The following is a 20,850-nucleotide window of genomic DNA, read 5'->3' as shown; positions in this document are numbered from 1 at the left end:
ATGTCCCGCTATTTCATCGACAGGCCCATTTTCGCCTGGGTCATCGCCATCGTCATCATGCTGGCCGGCATGCTGGCCATACGCTCGCTGGCCGTGGCGCAATTTCCGCAGATCGCGCCGCCCGCGGTGACGATCGCCACCAGCTATCCGGGCGCGAATGCCGAAACGCTGGAAAGCACGACCACCCAGATCATCGAGCAGCAGCTGAAGGGCATCGATAACCTTCGCTATTTTTCGTCGAGCAGCGATTCCGCAGGCAATCTGAACATCACCCTGACCTTCGAGCAGGGGACCGATGCCGACATCGCGCAGGTCCAGGTGCAGAACAAATTGGCCCAGGCCACGCCCCTGCTGCCCCAGGAAGTGCAGCAGCAGGGATTGCGCGTGACCAAGTCCGCCTCGACCTTCCTGACGATCATGGCCGTCTATTCCGATGACGGCATTCACGACCAGCAGGATGCTGGCGACTTCATCGCCTCCACGTTGCAGGATCCCATCAGCCGCGTTCCCGGCGTGGGCGACACCCAGTTGATCGGTGCGCAATATGCCATGCGTATCTGGCTGGACCCTTATAAGATGGCCAATCTGGGCGTCACCACCGGCGACGTCAAATCCGCCATCAGGGCCCAGAACGCCCAGGTTTCGGCTGGTCAGATCGGCGGCACGCCGTCGCCCAGGGGGCAGGCGCTGAACGCGACCGTCACCGCGCAGTCGCGGCTCAGAACGCCCGAAGAATTCCGGCAAATCCGGCTGCGCAGCAACAGCAATGGATCGGTCGTCTATCTGGCGGATGTCGCCAGGGTCGAACTGGGTGCGGAAAGCTACAGCTTCAGCGCGAAGTTCAACGGGCATCCCGCCGCCGGCTTTGGCGTGAGATTGGCGCCGGGTGCCAATGCGCTCGATACCGTCGAAGGCGTGAAGAGCCGGGTCAAGGAATTGTCCAAGACCTTCCCAAGCTGGGTCAAATATGACTTCCCGGTCGACAATTCCACCTTCGTGAAGCTGTCGGTGGAGCAGGTCATCCATACGCTGTTTGAAGCCACGCTGCTTGTCTTCGTGGTGATGTTCCTGTTCCTGCAGAACTGGCGTGCCACGCTGATCCCCACCATCGCCGTCCCGGTCGTGCTGCTGGGATCGCTGGCGGTCCTCTATGCGGCAGGTTTCACCATCAACACCCTGACGCTGTTTGGCATGGTACTGGCGATCGGGCTGCTGGTGGATGATGCGATCGTCGTGGTCGAGAATGTGGAGCGCATCATCCAGGAGGAGGGGCTGAGCCCAAGGGAAGCCGCCAAGAAATCCATGGATGAGATCAGCGGCGCGCTGATCGGCATTGGCCTGGTGCTGTCGGCGGTATTCCTCCCCATGGCGTTTTTTGGCGGCTCGACGGGGGTAATCTTCCGCCAGTTCTCCATCACCATCGTGTCGGCGATGGTATTGTCGGTGTTGGTCGCGCTGATACTGACGCCTGCGCTTTGCGCGACGATTCTGCGGCCCAAGGGACACAGCCATATCTGGACGGGCCCTTTGGGATCGCGGTTCGGCCGGTTTTTCGACTGGTTCAACGGTAGCTTCGACCGCAATGTCGTGCGCTATGGCGCCACTGTGCAAAAGGTCGAACGGCGCTGGGGCCGGACGATGCTGGTTTATGCGTTGATCGTCGTCGGCATGGGGATCATCTTCCTGCGTCTGCCCGGCGGCTTTCTGCCGGACGAGGATCAGGGGATCATCATTACCCAGGTATCGCTGCCGGCCGGGTCCACGCTGGGGGAAACCGAAAGAACCCTGCTGAAGGTGCGCGATCATTTCGTGAAAGCCGAGGGGAATAATGTCGCGGCCGTGTTCACCATTTCCGGCTTTGGCTTTGTGGGGCAGGGACAGAATGTCGGGCTCGCCTTCGTCCGGATGAAGGATTGGTCGAAGCGGAAGGGCGCCGATAACAAGGTGTCCGCCATCGCTCTGCGCGCCAATGCCGCCTTCCGCAAGTTGACCGCCGGCATGGTGATCGCCTTCGTACCGCCCGCCGTTCAGGAACTGGGCAATGCCACCGGCTTCGACTTCCAGCTCGTCGATCGGGCCGAGCTCGGCCACGACAAGATGCTGGAGGCGCGCAACCAATTGTTGGGCATGGCGATGGCGGACAAGCGGCTGGCGCAGGTCCGGCCAAATGGACTGGAAGATACACCGCAGCTCAAGCTGAATGTCGATCAGGCGGCAGCCGGCGCGTTGGGCATTGCGCAGTCCGACGTCAACGACACCATCAGCACGGCGATGGGCAGCAGCTACGTCAACGACTTCATCGACCGCAACCGGGTGAAACGCGTTTATGTGCAGGCCGACGCACCCTTCCGCACCACGCCGGATGCGATCGGCGTGCTGCACGTGCGCGGCAGCAGCGGCGTGATGGCGCCGATTTCTGCCTTCGCGACCACCGAATGGACCCATGGTCCCGCCAAGCTGGAACGTTACAACGGCGTGCCGTCGATGCAGATCATGGGGGCGCCGGCACCCGGCGTTTCCACCGGCGAGGCCATGAGGGCGATGGAGGAGATGGCAGCAAAGCTACCGGCTGGCGTGGGCTATGAATGGAACGGGATTTCCTATGAGGAAAAGACATCGGGCGGGCAGGCGCCGGCGCTCTATGCGCTGTCCATGCTGATCGTCTTCCTGTGCCTCGCTGCTCTCTATGAAAGCTGGTCGGTGCCGATCGCGGTGATGCTGGTGGTGCCGCTTGGCGTGTTCGGGGCGGTTGTCGCGGCGACCCTGGTGGGCCTCAACAACGACATCTATCTGCAGGTCGGCCTGATCACGACCATTGGCGTGTCGGCCAAGAATGCCATCCTGATCGTCGAGTTTGCCGAGGAAAAGATGCGTGAGGGGCTATCACCCGCGCAGGCGGCGCTGGAAGCCGGCAAGCTGCGCCTGCGGCCGATCCTGATGACCAGCTTTGCCTTCGTCTTCGGCGTGCTGCCGCTGGCGGTGGCGAAGGGCGCGGGCGCCGGTGGTCAGAACGCCATCGGCTGGGCGGTAGTCGGGGGCATGCTGGCCGCCACGATATTGGCGATATTCTTCGTGCCGGTCTTCTTCACGGTCGTGAAGCGGCTGTTCCGCGAACATCATGGCAAGGACGGGGAAGGGCAAGCGGGCAACGCTCTGCCCGGCTCGCAGGAGGCACCATGACGATGAACAAGATCAAGCCGTTCTCGGCGGCTGTGCTGGTGCTGACGCTGGCGGCCTGCGACATGGCGCCCAAATATGTGCGTCCCGCCTTGCCTGTGCCGCAGGAAAGCCCGCAGGGGTCGGCCTATCCGGCCGGGCCGGGGCAGGCGATCGTCCCGGCGGATACGGCCTGGAAGGATTTCTTCGTCGATCCGCGGCTGACACGGGTCATCGAGACGTCGCTGGCCAATAATCGCGACCTGCGCATTGCCCTGGCCAATGTCGAGCAGGCGCGGGCGCAATATCGGGTACAGCGCGCAAATATATTCCCCAGGGTGACCGCCAACGGCAGCGCGACCTATCAGGACACGCCCTTCTCTCAGGTCGGGACGGGCCGAATGGACATTTACTCGGCGTCCGTCGGTGTTTCGGCATGGGAAATCGACCTGTTCGGACGACTGCGCAATCTCAGCGAGGCGGCGCAGGAGCAATATTTCGCATCAATGGAAAACCGCAATGCCGCGCAGACGGCGCTGATCGCGGAGGTTGCGAACGCCTGGCTGACCATGGCGGCCGATCAGGAGCGGTTGAGGATCGCGCGCGATCTGGAGAAGGCGTTCGGTCAGACGCTGGACCTGACCCGGGCGCGCTTTGCCAAGGGCATAGCGTCCGAACTGGAGGTGCGGCAGGCGCAGACCAGCCATGATCAGGCGCGATCCGACATCGCCCAGGCGACCACATTGGTCGCCCAGGATCAGAACGCGCTGAACCTGCTGGCCGGTACGACGGTCGCAGAAGGGTATCTGCCGGCGGCGATGCCTGAAGGCGACATCACTCTTTCCAACCTGCCCGCCGACTTGCCTTCCGCAGCCTTGCTCCGCCGCCCGGATATCATGGCGGCAGAGCATCAATTGTTGGCGGCGAACGCCAATATCGGCGCGGCACGCGCGGCCTTCTTCCCGAACATCTCGCTCACCGCCGCCTTCGGCACGTTGAGCCTTGGTCTCTCCAACCTGTTCAAGTCGGGCAGCGAGACCTGGTCGGTGGTCCCTTCCGCCAGCCTGCCGATCTTCGATTTCGGCCGTAACCGGGGCAATCTGCGCTATGCGCGAGCAACCTATGACGCCATGGTCGCGACCTATGAGAAGAGCGTGCAGACCGGCTTTCGGGAAGTGGCCGATGCGCTGGCGCGCCGCGGCACGATGACCGAGCAGCTGGAGGCGCAGAGTTCGTTGCGGGACGCGGCGCGGGTCGGCTATCGCCTGTCCGAAGCGCGCTTTCGGGCGGGCGTCGACCCGTTCCTGACCACATTGGACGCTCAGCGCACGCTCTATAATGCCGAACAGAGCCTGCTCGCGACCCGCCTGACCCGCGCTGTGAACATGATCGAACTTTATCGCGCCATGGGCGGCGGCCTGAAATAATCTTTGGCCGCAAGCAGCGGGAAGGCAGTCCGGCAGGTCATGCCCCATGCAGGTTCGGGCAAGGATTTGGAAGGGAAGGCATGACCTACGCCTGTCGCATGATGACCTCTCCGGTCGGCGAATTGACGCTGGTGGCGAACGAAGCGGGCCTGATGGCGGTGCTGTGGCAGGACGATGATCCCCGCAGGGTCCGCTTGAGCCAGCGGGTTGAGCATCGCGACCATCCGGTGTTGGACGAAGCCGCGCTCCAACTGGCGGAATATTTCGCCGGGCAGCGGGAAGCGTTCGATCTGCCGCTTCATTTCGTCGGAACGGATTTTCAGAAGAGCGTTTGGACTGCGCTGCTGACAATCCCTTTCGGGGAGACGCGAAGCTATGCCGACATTGCCCGCCAGATCGGGAAACCGTCCGCCTGCCGGGCCGTGGGTGCCGCCAATGGCCGTAACCCGCTTTCCATCATTGTCCCGTGCCATAGGGTGGTGGGTGCCAACGGCGCTTTGACAGGCTTTGCAGGTGGTTTGAAGACCAAGAGCCATCTGCTTGGCTTGGAACGGAAATTTATCTGATTTCCATTCGCAAATGGCGCACCCAAGAGGATTCGAACCTCTGGCCTTTGCCTTCGGAGGGCAACGCTCTATCCAGCTGAGCTATGGGTGCGTATTGCTGGTACGAAGGGGCGCTTAGCAAAGCCCAATCGCTCACGCCAGCATCTAAATCGCCTCAGGCCAAAGTTATTTCGTCATTTTCTCCATTGGCTGGAATTTTCCCAGGCCGCAGCTTGGTCCCCGCTGAAGGCCGCCAGTCTGATAGAGCACGGTGATGATGTCCACCGAGCAGAGCTGGGACAGGCTGGTCTTGTACATGAACCGTTTCTCGGAACCCAGGCTTGGGCAGCTCATGGGCAGGGTGTTTCGATAGACCTTGTTGCCGTTCATGATGAAGTCGATGGTCCGGTCGTCGCGAACCTCGGTGGAGCGGATCGCGGTCAGTTGGACGCAGTCGACCGCCTTTCCTGCAGGAACCAGGTTGTCGGGAGCTTTGCGGGCGAGTGCAGGGCCTGCGACGCAGACGAGCGCCGCCGCCAGGGCGAGTTTGCGGATGAGGGGGGCAGACATATCGTCTCTCCTGTTGACTGTCTGGATGACGTCGCGGAAACGCATCATCCGTCCTGTGGCTCCTTCTACCGCGCGGCGCCTGAACCGCACAATAATCAAGGATTGGCGTCGGGCGCGGGCGTCTTGGGCTTGAAACGGCAGAGATCGGCCACGATGCAGCGCCAGCATTCGGGTTTCCGAGCCTTGCAGACATAGCGGCCGTGCAGGATCAACCAGTGGTGGGCATCGCGGCGGAAGGGGCCGGGAACCCGCTTGTCGAGCTTCAGCTCGACGGCGAGCGGCGTCTTGCCCGGTGCCAGGCCAGTGCGGTTGCCGACGCGGAAGATATGGGTGTCGACCGCGAATGCCTCCTGCCCGAAGGCGGTGTTGACCACGACATTGGCGGTCTTGCGCCCGACGCCGGGCAGGGTGGTCAGGACGTCGCGGTCGTGCGGCACCTCTCCCCCGAAATCGCGCACCAGGATTTCGGACAGGGCGATGACGTTCTTCGCCTTGGCGTTGAACAGGCCGATCGTCTTGATATGCTGCTTCAGGCCCTTCTCGCCCAGGTCCACCATCTCCTGCGGTGTGTGGACCTGGCGGAAGAGTGCCCGCGTCGCCTTGTTGACGCCCACGTCCGTCGCCTGCGCGGAAAGGACGACAGCGACCAGCAACTGATAGTCATTGCCATATTCCAGCTCCGTTCTGGGCGCTGGATTGGCTTCAGCGAGGCGGCTGAAAAAATCGAAGATCTGCTCCTTCTTCATCAGCGCTTACAAACCCAGCACGCCCTTCATGCCATAGCGTCCCGTGGGCCGGCCGATCAGCCATTGCGCGCCCTTCACCGCGCCCCTGGCGAAGATGGTGCGGCTTTCGGCGCGATGACCGATTTCGATCCGCTCGCCCTCTGTCGCCAGGATGACCTGATGATCACCCGCCACCGAACCGCCGCGTAACGCGGCAAAGCCGATCGCACCCTTTGCCCGTGCTCCCGTGATGCCGTCACGACCGCGCTCGCTATGATCCGCCAGAGCAATGCCGCGCCCTCGCGCCGCAGCCTCGCCCAGAAGCAGGGCAGTGCCGGACGGTGCGTCGACCTTGTGGCGGTGATGCATTTCCACAATTTCTATGTCCCAATCGTCGCCCAGGCGCGCCGCCGCCTGTTCCACCAGCGCCGCCAGCAGATTGACGCCCAGCGAGGTATTGCCGGTCTGGAGGATCGGAATCTGTGCCGATGCGTCGTCGATCAGCGCATGATGCGCAGGTTCCAGCCCGGTGGTACCGATTAGGATCGGCTTCTTCGCCGCGATGCAGGCATTCAGATGGGCCGAAAGCGCGGCGGCCACCGAAAAGTCGATCAGCACGTCGCTTTTTTCAGCCAGCGCGATCGGATCGGTGCCGATGGGGATACCGGGAGCCAGTTCACCTTCGCCTTCGCGGTCCGTGCCTCCTGCAACTTCCAGGCCGGACTCCAGCGCGATCTGCGCGATGGCGCGGCCCATGCGCCCTGCCGCTCCGTAAATGCCGATCCGTGTCATCAATCTCATCCCCAATCTGGTCGCACGGCCGATGCCAGAACGGGGTGGCCTTGTCATCCCCGTGCCGCAAAAGCGGCTCCATGGAAATCGGCGAATGCGTTGTAGTGGCGGACAGACTGGGCTCGCGAAATATTGCCGGAACAGCGCTCCATGAGGCATAGGCCCTTCACGCCGCCATCGCACGGGACCATGACATGGACGACATTCGCAACATCGTGATCCTGACTGGAGCGGGGATTTCGGCCGAAAGCGGCCTTGCCACCTTTCGCGGACCCGACGGATTGTGGGAAGGGCATCGGGTCGAGGACGTCTGCACCCCTGAAGCCCTCGAGCGGAACGCCGCCCTGGTGCATCGCTTCTATGATGAGCGGCGAGCCAGGCTGGCCGAGGTGGAGCCCAACGCCGCGCATGAGGCGCTGGCGGCGCTTGATGCGGAATGGCCGGGCGAGTTGCTGATCGTTACCCAGAATGTCGACGATCTGCACGAGCGGGCAGGGGTGCAGCGGCTGGTTCACATGCATGGGGAGTTGCTGTCCGTCCTTTGCGCGGCTTGTGGCAAGGCCATGCGATGGACACATTCCTTGCCGCCGGGATCGATTTGCGACGGATGCGGAGGTCGAGCGTTGCGGCCCGATATCGTGTTCTTCGGAGAAATGCCGTACCAAATGGATCTGATCGACGACGCACTGCGACAAGCCGACCTGTTCGTTTCGGTCGGCACTTCCGGAGCGGTCTATCCGGCTGCCGGATTCGTGCAGACCGCGCGCCATGTGGGCGCCCGGACGCTCGAGTTGAACCTGGAGCCGTCGGCCGGCAGCTTTTATTTCGAGGAAAGCCGGATGGGCGCTGCGAGCGTCCTGGTGCCTGCGCTGGTGCGCGAACTGCTGGCTTGATCCGGAGCGATTGGGCCGCCGCGCATGGTCCGAAGATTCGCGCCCTTATTTGTTGGCGCCATCCGCCGCAATGTCTTCCTCATCCTGATACAACAGCATGACGGAGCCGTCCTGACCGTCGACCACGCGGATCGGCAGGCTCGATCGGAGTGCCGAGAGGAATGCCTTGCTGTCGGTGATGCGGAAGCGTCCGCCGACGCGGAGAGAGGAAACCCGCGTGTCGCCTATCAGGATCGGCGCCACGCGGTAGCGGTTGAATTCGTTGGCCGCCTGTTCGATCGTCTCTCCGTCCAGTTCCACCATATGCTCGCGCCAGGCAGTGCGCTGATCGATCAGACGCGGATGCAGATGGGTGAGCGATACGCTGCGCGGCTGGATCACGGCACCGCTTCCGGCGCTGATCTGCTGGCCCGGCGTGTTGCCCGTATAGGCCGTGACAGTGCCTTGCGTGACTGTCAGTTCCACCACCGCCGGACGAAGCCGCACGTTGAAGGCCGTGCCCACGGCTCTGATGACGGCGGAACGGACCTCCACGTCGAAGGGACGGGAACGGTCGTGTGAGACGTCGAAAGAAGCTTCGCCTTTCAATATGCGGACCTTGCGACCACGGTCGGTGAAACGCACTTCGGCGGCGCTGTCGCTGTTGAGGTGCAGGGTAGAGCCATCGTTGAGCGCGATGTCGCTGATCTGCCCTATCCTTGTTTCATAATGGTCCACGCCGCTGAATGTGCGAATAGTGACGATGGCGGCAATGATGAACAGCATCACCGCAATGGCGGCGGCGACCATGATGTTGCGCGAGAGGCGGCGCTGCTGCTCCTCGCTGACAATGGCCTCCAGCGGGGGCAGGTTGACTTCGGCGGCGGCGCTCTTCAGTCGCTCGGCCGCCTCCCAGGCGGCTTCGGCGCGGGCGAATGCCACGGCGTGGCGGGCATCGGCTGCGATCCAGCGGCAGACTTCAATTTCGGTTTCGGTTCCGTGGGCGCTGTTAAGCCTTGCCAGCAGGCGCGCGGCTTCCGCCTCGATCTCGTCCCTGCTTTCGCAGCCCGATTCTGGTCCCGACGCCCGCACGTTCGAAATCCGTTTCCTCACGTTCCGCCCAGGCCCGCATAACTATTGTGATCGCTTTGGCCAGATGTTTTTCAACAGTAGAAACGGACAGGGACATTTCGCCCGCTATTTCCAGCATCGATTTTTCGTGGATGCGGCGGAGAATGAAGACCCGGCGGCATTGCGGGGGAAGCGCGTCGACCATCGCCTCGACCTGGCGCAGGGCTTCACGGGCGTGGAGTTGCGCTTCCACATCATTTTGGCCCTGCAGCAGCTCCAGATCGGCGATGGTTTCGAAACTCACCACCTTGTTCCGCCGGGCCGTATCGATCACCAGATTGCGGGCAATGGTGAAAAGATAGGCGCGACCCGTGGTCACATTTTCCCAGTTGTCGGTAGCGTAGGCGCGGGCAAGAACCTCCGCGACCATATCCTCCAGTTCCTGATTGGCGGGCAGGATCCTCCGGAGACGCCCCCTGAGAGCAGCTTCCTGTGGCAGGATCACTGCCTTGAACCATTCCAGCTTAGCGCGAACCCCTTGCACGATGACCCCCTTGTTGTCAGCCGCGCCTCTCCCGCATTCATCTGTTTGTCATAGTTCAATCATGGATGCAGGGGCCTGTCCAGCGCCTGCGCAACCATTATTTCCCTTGTCTGTGGAAAACCCGCCCGCTGTGGCCAAAATATCGGTCAGCCGGGAGGAAGTTCGGGGGGCGTCCGGTCAGGCTGGTCGAAATCGGGACTATCGGGCAGGATTTCGGGCGGCTGGCCGGCCGGCGTCTCTTGCGGCGCGTCGGGGGCGGGGGCTTCGGGCGGCGATTGGGGGTTGATCCGGTCGGGGGGCGGCAATATGTCCGGCGCAGTATCGGGTCTGGTGGCCATCGTTTTTCTCCTTGGCATGGCTACGCGCGGGCGTGCAAATGGGTTCCGTTTGGACTTATCCACCGGTTATCCACAGGCTGGACCGCTTGCCCTTGCTTCATGGGCAGCTTTTCTCTATGCCGCGCCGACCGGCGACCGATGCGGGCGTGGCGAAATTGGTAGACGCGCCAGATTTAGGTTCTGGTATCGCAAGATGTGGGGGTTCGAGTCCCTTCGCCCGCACCAGTGCGCCAGACTCATGGATGCGCAGGCGCCAACGAAATTCAGCTGAAGAAAGCGTTTGAGAGAAGAGATGCAGACTGTCGAGACGTTGAACGAGGGCCTGAAGCGCGCCTACACCGTGACCATCACGTCGAAGGATATCGACGCCCGCGTGGAAAAGGAAGTGGCCGCCATCGCGCCGCAGGTGCGCATGCCCGGCTTCCGCCCCGGCAAGGTGCCCGCCAATCTCGTCAAGAAGATGCACGGCGAGTCGTTGCAGCGTGACGCGCTCAACAGCTCCATCCAGGACAGCATCCAGAAGCTGATCGCTGACCAGAAGCTGCGCCCCGCGATGCAGCCTTCGGTCGAGCTGGACGAGAATTTCGAGTTCGGCAAGGACGCCGAGGTCAAGGTCGCTCTGGAAGTGCTGCCTGAAATTACCGCGCCGAGCATCGAAGGTCTGAAGCTGGAGCGTCTGACCGTCGAAGTCGCCGACGCGCAGGTCGATGAGGCCGCCGGCCGCATCGCGACCCAGCAGGGCGCTCTGGAAGAGCATTCCGCCAGCCACAAGGCCAAGGATGGCGACACGCTGACCATCGATTTCGTCGGCAAGATCGGCGACGAAGCCTTTGAAGGCGGTTCGGCCGAGGATGTGAAGCTGAAGATCGGTTCGGGCCAGTTCATCCCGGGCTTCGAGGAGCAGCTGACCGGCGTCAAGAAGGGCGACGAGAAGACGATCACCGTCACCTTCCCCGAAGATTATGGCGCTGCGCACCTTGCGGGCAAGGAAGCGACCTTCGACATCACCGTCAAGGCGATTCTGAACGCTGACAAGCCCAAGCTGGACGATGATTTCGCCAAGTCGCTGGGACTGGAAGGTCTGGACAAGCTCAAGGAGCTGCTGAAGGGCCAGATCGAGCAGGAACATAACGGCCTGACCCGTACCTATATGAAGCGCAAGTTGCTCGACCAGTTGGCCGCTTCGCATGATTTCGACGTGCCGCCCAGCATGGTCGAGGCCGAATTCAACCAGATCTGGGCCCAGCTTCAGCATGAAGCGAGCCATGAGGAAGATCCCGAAGCGGCCCTCAAGGAGATGGAAGCGGAGAAGGAAGACTATCGCGCGATCGCGGTGCGTCGTGTCCGCCTCGGCCTGCTTCTTTCGGAAATCGGCCAGGCGAACGGCGTGGTCGTCAGCGAGCAGGAAATGAATCGCCTGATCATGCAGGCCGCGCAGCAGTACGGCCCACAGGATCGCGAGCGTTTTGTCCAATATGTCCGTCAGGACCCCATGGCGGCCGCGCAGCTTCGCGCGCCGCTCTATGAGGACAAGGTCGTCGATTTCCTCTTCGAAAAGGCTGAAATCACTGATCGTGCCGTCAGCCGCGAGGAACTGGAAGCAGCGATCGAGGCGGAGGATGGCGATCTGAAGCCGCATGTCCATGGTCCGGGCTGTGGCCATGATCACGATCATGACGAGAAGCCCAAGGCGAAGAAGGCTGCACCGAAGAAGAAGGCTGCCGATGCCGAGGCCGCGGCGCCCGTAGAGGCTGCTGCCGAAGAGGCTCCCGCCAAGAAGGCGCCGGCGAAGAAGGCCGCTGCCAAGAAGGATGAGGCCGTCGCTGAAGAGGCCGCAGCCGAGGAAAAGCCCAAGGCCAAGAAGGCTCCGGCCAAGAAGGCCGCCGCCAAGGCTGAGTGAGCTCTGCCGATATGGATGGACAAGCGCCCGGCTTCGCAAGGAAGCCCGGGCGCTTTTCATTTCGGACGCGGCATGGCAGAGGAAATCCCAAGCGGTTCCGCCATCTCCGCGAAGATGGGGTAAGTCGCCTTTGCGAGAGCATGGATCGTCTCTGGGCAATGTGCGGGGCAAGAAGGTTTGTGGGGCGATGAAGGAATTTCCGGCAGCAGGAAGCGAAGCGGGCGTAGCCATGCCGCGGGTCGCGGTCATCCTGCCCTGTTATAACGAGGCCGGCGCCATTGTTCGGACGGTGGAGGATTTCCGCCAGGCGCTCCCTTCTGCCGAGGTTTATGTCTTCGACAACAACAGCACGGACGGCAGTCGCGAACTGGCGGCCGGGGCAGGGGCGATCGTCCGGCGCGTGGCGCAGCAGGGCAAGGGCCATGTGGTCCGGCGCATGTTCGCGGATGTGGACGCCGATATCTACATCATGGCTGATGGCGACGCGACCTATGAAGCGGCTGCCGCGCCGAAGATGGTGGCGGCAATGCTCGAAGACAATCTCGACATGGTCGTGGGAGCAAGGCGCAGCGAGATTGAGGAGGCCTATCGGCGCGGGCACCGCTTCGGCAACTGGGCGCTCACCAGCCTGCTCAAGCGGCTGTTCGGGCGGAGTTTTACCGACATATTGTCCGGATATCGCGTCTTTTCCCGGCGGTTCGTCAAGAGCTTTCCTGTCCTTTCCGCCGGTTTCGAGATCGAGACGGAGATCAGCGTGCACGCGCTGGAACTCGCCATGCCGGTGTCGGAGGTGGTCACGGCCTATGGCGCACGGCCGGAAGGATCGGTGAGCAAGCTCAGTACATATCGGGACGGCTGGCGCATTTTGCGGACGATCATCACGCTCTATCGCATCGAACGGCCAATCCTCTTCTTTGGCATCATCGCCGCGCTGCTGGCATTGACAGGGCTGGTCCTCGCGGCCCCGCTGATCGTCACCTATATGAAGACGGGGCTTGTGCCGCGCTTCCCGACCGCCATATTGGTGACGGGCCTCATGATCCTCGCCACGCTTTCGGGCATGTGCGGCCTCATATTGGATACGGTGGTGCGCGGCCGTCGAGAGATTCGCCGGCTTGCCTATCTCGCCTTCAAGGCGCCTTCCGACTTCGCCCGGCGCGACTGATTGCGCCCCGTTCAGCCAAGCAATCCGACCGCGTTTCACGCGACCCCTTGAACAGTCCGTCTTTTGTGCCGATGTAGAGCACGGGCAAAAGCAACACACCCTGAAAGAGCAAAATGACCGATATCATGTCCGATCCCATGGCCGCTCTGGTCCCCATCGTCATCGAACAATCGAACCGGGGCGAGCGCAGCTTCGACATCTATTCGCGCCTCCTCCGCGAGCGGATCATCTTCGTGACCGGGCAGGTCGAGGATCATATGGCCTCGCTGATCGTCGCTCAGTTGCTGTTCCTTGAGTCGGAAAATCCGAAGAAGGACATCTGGATGTACATCAACTCGCCCGGCGGCGTGGTGACGTCCGGCATGGCGATCCACGACACGATGAAATATATCCGTCCCCAGGTCGGTACCGTCTGCATCGGCCAGGCGGCCTCCATGGGCAGTTTCCTGCTTGCCGCTGGCGAGCCGGGCAAGCGCATCGCGCTTAGCAACGCCCGCATCATGGTGCACCAGCCATCGGGCGGCGCCCAGGGCATGGCGTCCGACATCGAGATTCAGGCAAAGGAAATCCTGCGCATCCGCAGCCGCCTCAACAACCTCTACGTCCAATATACGGGGCGTTCGCTGGAGGAAGTGGAGCGCGCCATGGACCGTGACACCTTCCTGGAGGCAGAAGAGGCCAAGGCGTTCGGGCTCGTGGACGAGGTGTTCGACCGCCGCCCGGCCTTGGCGGAAACTACCGAGGGCTAAACCCATATTTGCCGCACGCGCCCTTTTCTCCCCTTGTGAAACGGGCGCGTCGCGGTCTAGGATGATCCTAGGACCACCATATCCCTCACCACAGGCGGCAGTTCGCCTGACAGAGGGAAGAGAGAATGGCGAATGACTAAGCTTACGGGCTCCGATTCTAAAAGCACGCTTTACTGCTCCTTCTGCGGCAAGTCGCAGCATGAGGTGCGTAAGCTGATTGCGGGGCCGACCGTGTTCATCTGCGATGAGTGCGTGGAACTGTGCAACGACATCATCCGCGAGGAAACCAAGGGCGGTCTCGTCGGCAAGAAGGATGGCGGCGTGCCGACCCCGCAGGAAATCTGCGATGTGCTGGACGATTATGTGATCGGCCAGAACCGGGCGAAACGCGTCCTCTCCGTCGCTGTTCACAATCATTACAAGCGCCTCAACCACGGCACGAAGCCGGGTGAGGTGGAACTGGCCAAGTCGAATATCCTGCTTGTCGGCCCTACCGGCTGCGGCAAGACGCTGCTGGCCCAGACCCTGGCCAAGACATTTGACGTGCCCTTCACCATGGCTGACGCCACCACGCTGACTGAAGCCGGCTATGTGGGCGAGGATGTGGAGAACATCATCCTCAAGCTGCTCCAGGCATCCGACTATAATGTCGAGAAGGCGCAGCGGGGCATCGTCTATATCGACGAGATCGACAAGATCAGCCGGAAGGCGGAGAACCCCTCGATCACGCGCGACGTGTCGGGCGAAGGTGTGCAGCAGGCGCTGTTGAAGCTGATGGAAGGCACGACTGCCTCGGTTCCGCCGCAGGGCGGCCGCAAGCATCCGCAGCAGGAATTCCTGCAGGTCGACACTACGAACATCCTGTTCATCTGCGGCGGGGCGTTCGCAGGCCTGGAAAAGATCATCGGCGACCGTCTGGAAGCCAAGTCGATCGGCTTCGGTGCCCATGTCGCTGCTCCCGAAGAACGCAAGACCGGCGAATTGCTGCGTCAGAGCGAACCAGAAGATTTGCTGAAATTCGGCCTCATCCCGGAGTTTGTCGGCCGTCTGCCTGTGATCGCGACGCTGGAGGATCTGGATGTGGCCGCGCTGGTCAAGATCCTGGTCGAGCCGAAAAATGCTTTGGTGAAGCAATATGCCAAGCTTTTCGACATGGAGAATGTCGAACTCAGCTTCACCGACGATGCTTTGACTGCGATCGCCAGAAAGGCGATCGAGCGGAAGACCGGTGCGCGCGGACTGCGGTCCATTCTTGAGGCGATCCTGCTCGACACGATGTTCGACCTGCCCTCGATGGAAGGCGTGGGCGAAGTGGTGGTCGACAAGGATGTGGTCGCCGGCAACAAGGAACCGATTCGCGTATTCAGCGAGAAGGATAAAAGGGCCGAAGACGCGGCCTGAATAACCTTGCTCACAGGATGAAATGAAAAGGACCGGCGAATTTTCACCGGTCCTTTTTTAATGCCGCAAGTGCATTGAAATTTTTGTTGCGTTGCAAAATTGCACCGGCGCCTGATTGGGCGACCAATATCCAGAAAAATATCTAATCTCAATGGGTTACCAGAAGGCCCATTGATCGTCCCAAGCGAATTTACGCCAGCGAGCGTTCGCGTCATTCCCACGTTATTATATTGTCGTAAAACTGTAATGGGAACATCACAGGGTCGTCGCCGTGCGTCGCTACGTGATGGCGCACTCAATGATGTGAGTAACTTAAGGGCTTGTCAGGTCGGGGTGGCCGGGGTCCCAAAGGGGAATATTGATGAGGGATCTGAAGATTTTTCTCGCCGCGTCTGTTGCGGCTATCGGTGTTGCAGGTGCTCTGGCGGTGCCGGCTTCTGCGCAGGAAACGACTTCAACAATCCGTGGCAATGTGACCAGTGCTGGCCGGCCGGTTGCAGGTGCGCAGGTCAAGGTGACGCATCTACCGACCGGAACGGTTTCCAACGCTGTTACCGATTCGTCCGGCGGTTTCACGGCGGCGGGGTTGCGCGTCGGTGGTCCCTACACGGTTGAAGTGATCGCATCTGGTTACACCAACTCCACGGTCACGGATATTCAGACCGCTGTCGGTCAGACTTTCGCCTTGCCGATCGAACTGGCGCAGGATGGGGAAGCGATCGTGGTGACCGCCGCGCGAGTGCGGGGCGCCGGCAACATTTCAGCAGGTCCGGCAAATGTCATGACGGCCGAGCAAATCAGCAGGATTGCATCGGTCAATCGCGACATTCGCGATATCGCCGCACGAGATCCGTTCGCAACGCTGGATACCAGCCAGACTACAGGCCGGCAGGTGTCGTTCGCCGGCCAGAACCCCCGGTTCAATCGCTTCACCGTCGATGGCGTGCCGATCACCGACAGCTTCGGCCTCAATCCCGATGCACTGCCCTCCCGCCGCGGTCCGGTGCCGCTAGACTCCATCGCCCAGTTCGAGACGAAGGTCGCACCCTACGATATTCGCGAGGGCTTTTTCCAGGGCGGTGTGTCCAACGCGATCTTGAAGTCGGGCACCAACGAATTCCACGGTACGGCCTTCTACACCTTCAGTTCGGATGAACTGACAGGAAAGAAGACCAAATCCTATATTCTCAATCCGACGGGACGGATCGCTCAACCCGACTTCACGAGCAAGGATTTCGGTGCCGAGATTTCCGGCCCGATCATCACGGACAAGCTGTTTTTCATGATCGCGGCGGAGCGCGTGCGCGCCGCCCGGCCCGTCGCCTTCGGCACGCAGGAGGACAATGCGGGCACGCCCGTGATCGGCGCCAGTGATGCCGATCTGGCGAGGATTACCCAGATCGCCAAGGACAGATATGGCTATGACCCTGGTGGTATCCTGCGGTCGGATGGCGACAAGGATGACCGTATCGTTGCGAAGATCGATGCCAATCTTTCAGATACGCAGCGTGTCTCGCTGACCGGTCTGTACACAAAGGACGAACTGAACGTCAGCACGACGACCGGAACGCGCGACCTGGGGCTGGAGTCCAACGCCTACAAGAAGCCGAACAAGATGAAGGCGGGCATCGTCAACTGGAATGCCGACTGGACCGATCGCTTTTCAACTGAGGCGCGTGCGCTTTACAAGACCTATGACAGCGGCCAGTTTCCGCTGATGGGCAGGAGCGCGCAGATGTCGATCTGCGCGGCACCGACGTCGGATCGCAGCACCAGCGGGGCGGTCACGACCAATGTCAGCACGGTCTGCCCCACCGGCACGCCGCAGTTTGTTTTGGGCGCGGGAGGTCCGAGCCAGTCAAACATCCTCAAAATCCGCACCTGGGGTGGATCGGTCTCGGCCAAGCTGAAGGCCGGCGACCACAATTTCCGCCTGCTGGCGGAATGGAACCACACCAAGTCGTTCAACCTGTTCGTGAACCCCTCGGCGGGCACCTATTATTTCGACAGCATCCAGGATTTCGCCAACGGCACGGCGCAGTCGTTCAGCTACAACAATGCCGGATCCCTCAATCCCTCAGATGCCGCCGCCAGCTTTTCCTATGACGCCTACACCTTCGGGTTGCAGGATGATTGGCGGGTGAACAGCCAACTGACGGTCGGGCTGGGCTTGCGTTATGACCTGTTCGGCATGGACAGCAAGCCGGCGGTGAATCCGAACTTCTCGCGTCGCTATGGCTTCACCAACGCGAGCAACATTGGCGGCATCGGTTTGCTCCAGCCCCGCTTCGGTTTCACTTACAAGCCAACGCAGCGCCTGACCGTCCGTGGAGGCGGCGGCATCTTTGGTGGTGGATCGCCGGACGTCTATATCGGGAACAGCTTTTCCAACACCGGCGTCATCAACACCTCGATCCAGGCTCGCCAGACAGATGGCGGTGTCTACCAACTGAACAGCGCAACCAATCCATCCGCGGCATCGATCCTGACCAGCCCGTCCTTCACGACCGTTCCGGCTGCGGCCGACGTGGCGGTTCAGGCTGCAGCGGCAGGGCTTTCAACCAATCCAAACGCAACCACCTCGCTCAATGCGATAGATCCAAACTTCAAGGCGCCCAATCAATATCGCGGAACCCTTTCCGTCGATTATGAAGCCAATCTTGGCGCTCTGGGAGACGGCTGGCGGTTTGGCGCAGACCTGCTTTATTCGAAGGTGCGCAGTCAGGTAATGGTTGTCGACTTGCGATCTGTGCCCATCCCGGGTTCGCTCACGCCGGACGGGCGCCAGCGCTACCGGAACCTCATTCTCGCAGCCAATGGCCAGCCGCTGAATGACACGGGTCAGGACCTGCTGCTGACCAACACCAAATATGGTCGTGGCTGGATCGGCGTGCTGCGCGCGGAAAAGAGCTGGGATTGGGGTCTGACCCTTGGTGGTGCCTACACCTATCAGGATGTGCGCGACGCAGGGGCGCTGACTTCCTCTCAGGCCGGTTCGATCTATGGCAACGGCGCGAACTATGACGCCAACTTCGGCGGTCGAGGGCATTCGAACGATGAGGTGCGTTGGGCCTTCCGCTACAACGCCTCTTTCGAAAGGGCGTTCTTCGGGGACTATAAGACGCGGATAGACATTTTCGGGACAACGCGGGCGGGCGCGCCCTACAGCTACACCATGCAGGATCTGTCGGGGCAGCGTTCCGGCGTGTTCGGCACGGCCGGCAGCGCGCTGCGCTATCTATTCTATGTGCCCACGGTGAACGATCCGAAGGTCATCTATGACAGCGAGGCAACGCGCGACCGTATCAACGCGATCATCGAAAACTCCGGCCTGAAGAACTATCGGGGGCAGATCGCGCCACGCAACGCTTTCCGGTCGAAGGCCTTCACGCGCGTTGACCTGCATCTGGAGCAGGAGGTGCCTCTGCCGCTTGGTACGCGCTTCTCGTTATTTGCGGATGTCGAGAATTTCACCAATTTGTTGAACCATAAATGGGGTCAGCAATTGCGGTCGAGCTTCCCGTTCCGAAAGGTCGTCTCAAAGGTGAGTTGTGTCAGCGCGGGCACCAACACCTGTGCGCAATATAAATATGAGCAGCCGTCCTCTGATACGGTTCTGGCGGATGAACTGGTGACGACCAACGGATCTTCGCTTTATGCGATCCGCGTTGGCGCCCGCATCAGCTTCTGATCCTCTTCATTCTGTCAAGGAAAGGGCGCGGAGTGATCCGCGCCCTCTTCATTTCAGGCAGCTATCCAGCCCGTCACGCTGCACGATGCCGATGCGGGCGGAAATGCTGTTGCCGTAGCGGCGGGTGAAGCCGTGCGGGTCTATGGCTTCGCGCTTCTTGGGAAGCGGCAGGACGGCGGCCAGGCGGGCGGCTTCGGGCCGGGTCAGATGCTGGGCGCCATGGTGGAAATAGCGGATGGCACCCGCCTGCGCGCCATATGTGCCGATGCCGGTTTCCGCGACGTTGAGATAGACTTCCATGATCCGCCGCTTGCCCCAGATCGCTTCGATGAGGAGGGTGAACCAGGCTTCCAGCCCCTTGCGGATGAAACCGCCGCCCTGGAAAAGAAACACATTCTTTGCCGTCTGTTGGCTGATGGTCGAGCCGCCGCGTATGCGCCCGCCGCTGGCATTGTGGCGCATCGCCTGGGCAATGGCGACCGCGTCGAAGCCGTGATGGCTGCAAAAGCGGCTATCCTCTGCGGCGATGGCGGCGCGCGCCATGTTCGGATCCATCTTGTCCAGGCTCATCCAGTCCTTGGTGATGCCGTTGGGGTCCAGCAGCATTGTCCAGGTCACGGGCGGGGGGATGAAGCGATAGATCACCACCATCAGCAGTGAGAGTGCGACGAAACCACCGACGATCTTGAGGATGATCCGGATCCAGCGGGAGCGGCGGCGAGGGGAAGCGGACTTGGAGTTCATATTGCCGTGGTAACGCCGTTGCGCGGCGGTGCAAGATGGAGCGGGATGGCTCGCAATTGCACCATGAGGGAAAATTTCGGACGTGAGCGCGCCCTCCACCGGACTGTTTTTGCCGGGGTGACGGCGCGAAACGAGCAGGCACGAAAAAGCCCCGGATGTTCATCCGGGGCTTTGTCCTTTACCCAATCCGATCAGATGGTGGCGAGGCGGGAAATCTTGCCCAGCTTGTCGCCTGCAATCCGCATCATGGCCTTTTGCAGTTTCTCGAACGCGCGCACCTCAATCTGGCGAACACGCTCGCGGCTGACGCCATAGACCTGCGAAAGTTCCTCCAGCGTCTTGGGTTCCTCCGCCAGGCGGCGCTCGGCCAGAATATGCTTCTCCCGGTCGTTCAGGTCATCCATCGCTTCGACCAGCATGTCGTGGCGCAGTTCGCTTTCCTGCTGGTCGGCGACCCGTTCGTCCTGAAGCGGATCGGTGTCGGCCAGCCAATCCTGCCACTGGCCCTCGCCATCTTCGCGCATCGGGACGTTGAGCGACGTGTCGCCGCCCATCGCCATGCGACGATTCATGGAGATGACATCCTCCTCCGTCACGCCCAGATCGGTGGCGATCTTCTTGACGTCGTCGGGATGCAGGTCGCCATCCTCGAAGGCTTCGATATTGTTCTTCATCCGGCGCAGGTTGAAGAACAGCTTCTTCTGCGCGGCGGTGGTGCCCATCTTCACCAGGCTCCACGACCGCAGGATGAATTCCTGGATCGAAGCGCGAATCCACCACATGGCGTAGGTCGCCAGACGGAAGCCGCGATCCGGCTCGAATTTCTTCACGCCCTGCATCAGGCCGATATTGCCCTCGCTGATCAGTTCGCTGACGGGCAGGCCATAGCCGCGATAACCCATGGCGATCTTCGCCACGAGGCGCAGATGCGAGGTCACCAGTTGCGCCGCCGCTTCCGAATCAGCATGTTCGGCATAGCGTTTTGCGAGCATATATTCCTGCTCGGGCGTCAGGATCGGAAATTTGCGGATCTCCGACAGATAGCGGTTGAGGCTGGCTTCACCGCCCAGCGCAGGAACCGCGGGGACATTGGTCTTTCCGGCCATGTCGTCACCTTTCCCTTTCATGCGCGGCGGGACCCAGAAGAGGCGTCCAAGGCG

General features: G+C 61.5%; 17 protein-coding genes and 2 tRNA genes. 10 read left to right on the top strand and 9 right to left on the bottom strand.

Annotated elements, in window-relative coordinates; all coding sequences use genetic code 11:
- From ACN9MX_RS05145 to ACN9MX_RS05135, 3 genes are all read left to right on the top strand, one after another.
- Nucleotides 1-3,180 carry an efflux RND transporter permease subunit gene (locus tag ACN9MX_RS05145; RefSeq protein ID WP_363826118.1) on the top strand — a complete coding sequence of 1,060 codons (3,180 nt, stop codon included), beginning with the start codon at nt 1-3 and terminating at the stop codon, nt 3,178-3,180.
- A gap of 2 nt (nt 3,181-3,182) precedes the next feature.
- Nucleotides 3,183-4,583 (top strand): efflux transporter outer membrane subunit, encoded by a 1,401-nt coding sequence (locus tag ACN9MX_RS05140; protein WP_426387474.1) that lies wholly within the window; start codon nt 3,183-3,185, stop codon nt 4,581-4,583.
- 80 nt (nt 4,584-4,663) lie between these two features.
- A complete protein-coding gene (locus ACN9MX_RS05135; protein ID WP_363734656.1) occupies nt 4,664-5,149 on the top strand; it encodes a methylated-DNA--[protein]-cysteine S-methyltransferase in 486 nt (161 codons plus the stop codon).
- Nucleotides 5,150-5,163: 14 nt separating this feature from the next.
- Here ACN9MX_RS05135 and ACN9MX_RS05130 read toward each other — a convergent pair.
- From ACN9MX_RS05130 to dapB, 4 genes are all read right to left on the bottom strand, one after another.
- Nucleotides 5,164-5,240, bottom strand: a tRNA-Arg gene (locus ACN9MX_RS05130).
- A gap of 74 nt (nt 5,241-5,314) precedes the next feature.
- Entirely contained in the window at nt 5,315-5,698 is a 384-nt protein-coding gene (locus tag ACN9MX_RS05125) for a hypothetical protein (protein ID WP_414714711.1), read from the bottom strand.
- 95 nt (nt 5,699-5,793) lie between these two features.
- Entirely contained in the window at nt 5,794-6,444 is a 651-nt protein-coding gene (gene nth, locus ACN9MX_RS05120) for an endonuclease III (protein WP_363734658.1), read from the bottom strand.
- Nucleotides 6,445-6,450: 6 nt separating this feature from the next.
- The gene (gene dapB, locus ACN9MX_RS05115; protein WP_426387289.1) at nt 6,451-7,215 is read right to left on the bottom strand and encodes a 4-hydroxy-tetrahydrodipicolinate reductase; all 765 of its coding nucleotides are present in this window, start codon (nt 7,213-7,215) and stop codon (nt 6,451-6,453) included.
- A gap of 194 nt (nt 7,216-7,409) precedes the next feature.
- On the opposite strand from dapB, the gene ACN9MX_RS05110 reads away from it, so the two are divergent.
- Nucleotides 7,410-8,108, top strand: coding sequence for an NAD-dependent deacylase (locus ACN9MX_RS05110; protein ID WP_426387288.1), 699 nt, complete (start codon nt 7,410-7,412; stop codon nt 8,106-8,108).
- A gap of 45 nt (nt 8,109-8,153) precedes the next feature.
- Here ACN9MX_RS05110 and ACN9MX_RS05105 read toward each other — a convergent pair whose 3' ends face one another.
- From ACN9MX_RS05105 to ACN9MX_RS05095, 3 genes are all read right to left on the bottom strand, one after another.
- The gene (locus ACN9MX_RS05105; protein ID WP_363734661.1) at nt 8,154-9,179 is read right to left on the bottom strand and encodes a FecR family protein; all 1,026 of its coding nucleotides are present in this window, start codon (nt 9,177-9,179) and stop codon (nt 8,154-8,156) included.
- Nucleotides 9,097-9,702, bottom strand: coding sequence for an RNA polymerase sigma factor (locus ACN9MX_RS05100; RefSeq protein ID WP_133652140.1), 606 nt, complete (start codon nt 9,700-9,702; stop codon nt 9,097-9,099). The genes ACN9MX_RS05105 and ACN9MX_RS05100 overlap by 83 nt, the downstream gene beginning before the upstream one ends.
- A 146-nt stretch (nt 9,703-9,848) precedes the next feature.
- A complete protein-coding gene (locus ACN9MX_RS05095) occupies nt 9,849-10,040 on the bottom strand; it encodes a hypothetical protein (RefSeq protein ID WP_363734662.1) in 192 nt (63 codons plus the stop codon).
- A 140-nt stretch (nt 10,041-10,180) separates the two neighbouring features.
- Between ACN9MX_RS05095 and ACN9MX_RS05090 the strand changes: the two genes are divergently transcribed.
- The 6 genes from ACN9MX_RS05090 to ACN9MX_RS05065 all read left to right on the top strand — a co-directional run bounded on the left by ACN9MX_RS05090 (nt 10,181) and on the right by ACN9MX_RS05065 (nt 18,946).
- Nucleotides 10,181-10,265, top strand: a tRNA-Leu gene (locus ACN9MX_RS05090).
- A gap of 67 nt (nt 10,266-10,332) precedes the next feature.
- On the top strand, nt 10,333-11,940 hold the full coding sequence (gene tig, locus ACN9MX_RS05085) for a trigger factor (protein WP_426387287.1): 1,608 nt from the start codon (nt 10,333-10,335) through the stop codon (nt 11,938-11,940).
- A gap of 187 nt (nt 11,941-12,127) precedes the next feature.
- Nucleotides 12,128-13,105: a glycosyltransferase family 2 protein gene (locus ACN9MX_RS05080; RefSeq protein WP_426387286.1), complete on the top strand. Its 978-nt coding sequence runs from the start codon at nt 12,128-12,130 to the stop codon at nt 13,103-13,105.
- A 113-nt stretch (nt 13,106-13,218) separates the two neighbouring features.
- Nucleotides 13,219-13,854 (top strand): ATP-dependent Clp endopeptidase proteolytic subunit ClpP, encoded by a 636-nt coding sequence (clpP, locus tag ACN9MX_RS05075; RefSeq protein ID WP_426387285.1) that lies wholly within the window; start codon nt 13,219-13,221, stop codon nt 13,852-13,854.
- A 132-nt stretch (nt 13,855-13,986) separates the two neighbouring features.
- The gene (clpX, locus tag ACN9MX_RS05070) at nt 13,987-15,255 is read left to right on the top strand and encodes an ATP-dependent Clp protease ATP-binding subunit ClpX (protein ID WP_176590957.1); all 1,269 of its coding nucleotides are present in this window, start codon (nt 13,987-13,989) and stop codon (nt 15,253-15,255) included.
- Between the two features lie 361 nt (nt 15,256-15,616).
- The gene (locus ACN9MX_RS05065; protein ID WP_426387284.1) at nt 15,617-18,946 is read left to right on the top strand and encodes a TonB-dependent receptor; all 3,330 of its coding nucleotides are present in this window, start codon (nt 15,617-15,619) and stop codon (nt 18,944-18,946) included.
- A 48-nt stretch (nt 18,947-18,994) separates the two neighbouring features.
- Here the strand turns inward: ACN9MX_RS05065 and mtgA are convergent, their stop codons facing one another.
- Both mtgA and rpoH read right to left on the bottom strand, forming a co-directional pair.
- Complete coding sequence (gene mtgA, locus ACN9MX_RS05060; protein ID WP_363825910.1) at nt 18,995-19,690, bottom strand: monofunctional biosynthetic peptidoglycan transglycosylase; 696 nt, start codon at nt 19,688-19,690, stop codon at nt 18,995-18,997.
- Nucleotides 19,691-19,881: 191 nt separating this feature from the next.
- On the bottom strand, nt 19,882-20,796 hold the full coding sequence (gene rpoH / locus ACN9MX_RS05055) for an RNA polymerase sigma factor RpoH (protein WP_133652132.1): 915 nt from the start codon (nt 20,794-20,796) through the stop codon (nt 19,882-19,884).
- Between the last annotated feature and the right edge of the window lie 54 nt (nt 20,797-20,850).

The sequence above is a fragment of the Sphingobium sp. R-21 genome (assembly GCF_049913335.1).
Taxonomy (GTDB): Bacteria; Pseudomonadota; Alphaproteobacteria; order Sphingomonadales; family Sphingomonadaceae; genus Sphingobium.
Note: the sequence above shows the minus strand (reverse complement) of the source record. Positions and strands in the feature narration are given on the sequence as shown.

Bases quoted from the DNA above. Each gene is read 5' to 3' on its own strand.
- ACN9MX_RS05145 (WP_363826118.1), top strand. From the start codon at position 1: ATGTCCCGCTATTTCATCGACAGGCCCATTTTCGCCTGGGTCATCGCC.
- ACN9MX_RS05140 (WP_426387474.1), top strand. From the start codon at position 3,183: ATGAACAAGATCAAGCCGTTCTCGGCGGCTGTGCTGGTGCTGACGCTG.
- ACN9MX_RS05135 (WP_363734656.1), top strand. From the start codon at position 4,664: ATGACCTACGCCTGTCGCATGATGACCTCTCCGGTCGGCGAATTGACG.
- ACN9MX_RS05125 (WP_414714711.1), bottom strand. From the start codon at position 5,698: ATGTCTGCCCCCCTCATCCGCAAACTCGCCCTGGCGGCGGCGCTCGTC.
- nth (WP_363734658.1), bottom strand. From the start codon at position 6,444: ATGAAGAAGGAGCAGATCTTCGATTTTTTCAGCCGCCTCGCTGAAGCC.
- dapB (WP_426387289.1), bottom strand. From the start codon at position 7,215: ATGACACGGATCGGCATTTACGGAGCGGCAGGGCGCATGGGCCGCGCC.
- ACN9MX_RS05110 (WP_426387288.1), top strand. From the start codon at position 7,410: ATGGACGACATTCGCAACATCGTGATCCTGACTGGAGCGGGGATTTCG.
- ACN9MX_RS05095 (WP_363734662.1), bottom strand. From the start codon at position 10,040: ATGGCCACCAGACCCGATACTGCGCCGGACATATTGCCGCCCCCCGAC.
- tig (WP_426387287.1), top strand. From the start codon at position 10,333: ATGCAGACTGTCGAGACGTTGAACGAGGGCCTGAAGCGCGCCTACACC.
- ACN9MX_RS05080 (WP_426387286.1), top strand. From the start codon at position 12,128: ATGAAGGAATTTCCGGCAGCAGGAAGCGAAGCGGGCGTAGCCATGCCG.
- clpP (WP_426387285.1), top strand. From the start codon at position 13,219: ATGACCGATATCATGTCCGATCCCATGGCCGCTCTGGTCCCCATCGTC.
- clpX (WP_176590957.1), top strand. From the start codon at position 13,987: ATGACTAAGCTTACGGGCTCCGATTCTAAAAGCACGCTTTACTGCTCC.
- ACN9MX_RS05065 (WP_426387284.1), top strand. From the start codon at position 15,617: ATGAGGGATCTGAAGATTTTTCTCGCCGCGTCTGTTGCGGCTATCGGT.
- mtgA (WP_363825910.1), bottom strand. From the start codon at position 19,690: ATGAACTCCAAGTCCGCTTCCCCTCGCCGCCGCTCCCGCTGGATCCGG.
- rpoH (WP_133652132.1), bottom strand. From the start codon at position 20,796: ATGGCCGGAAAGACCAATGTCCCCGCGGTTCCTGCGCTGGGCGGTGAA.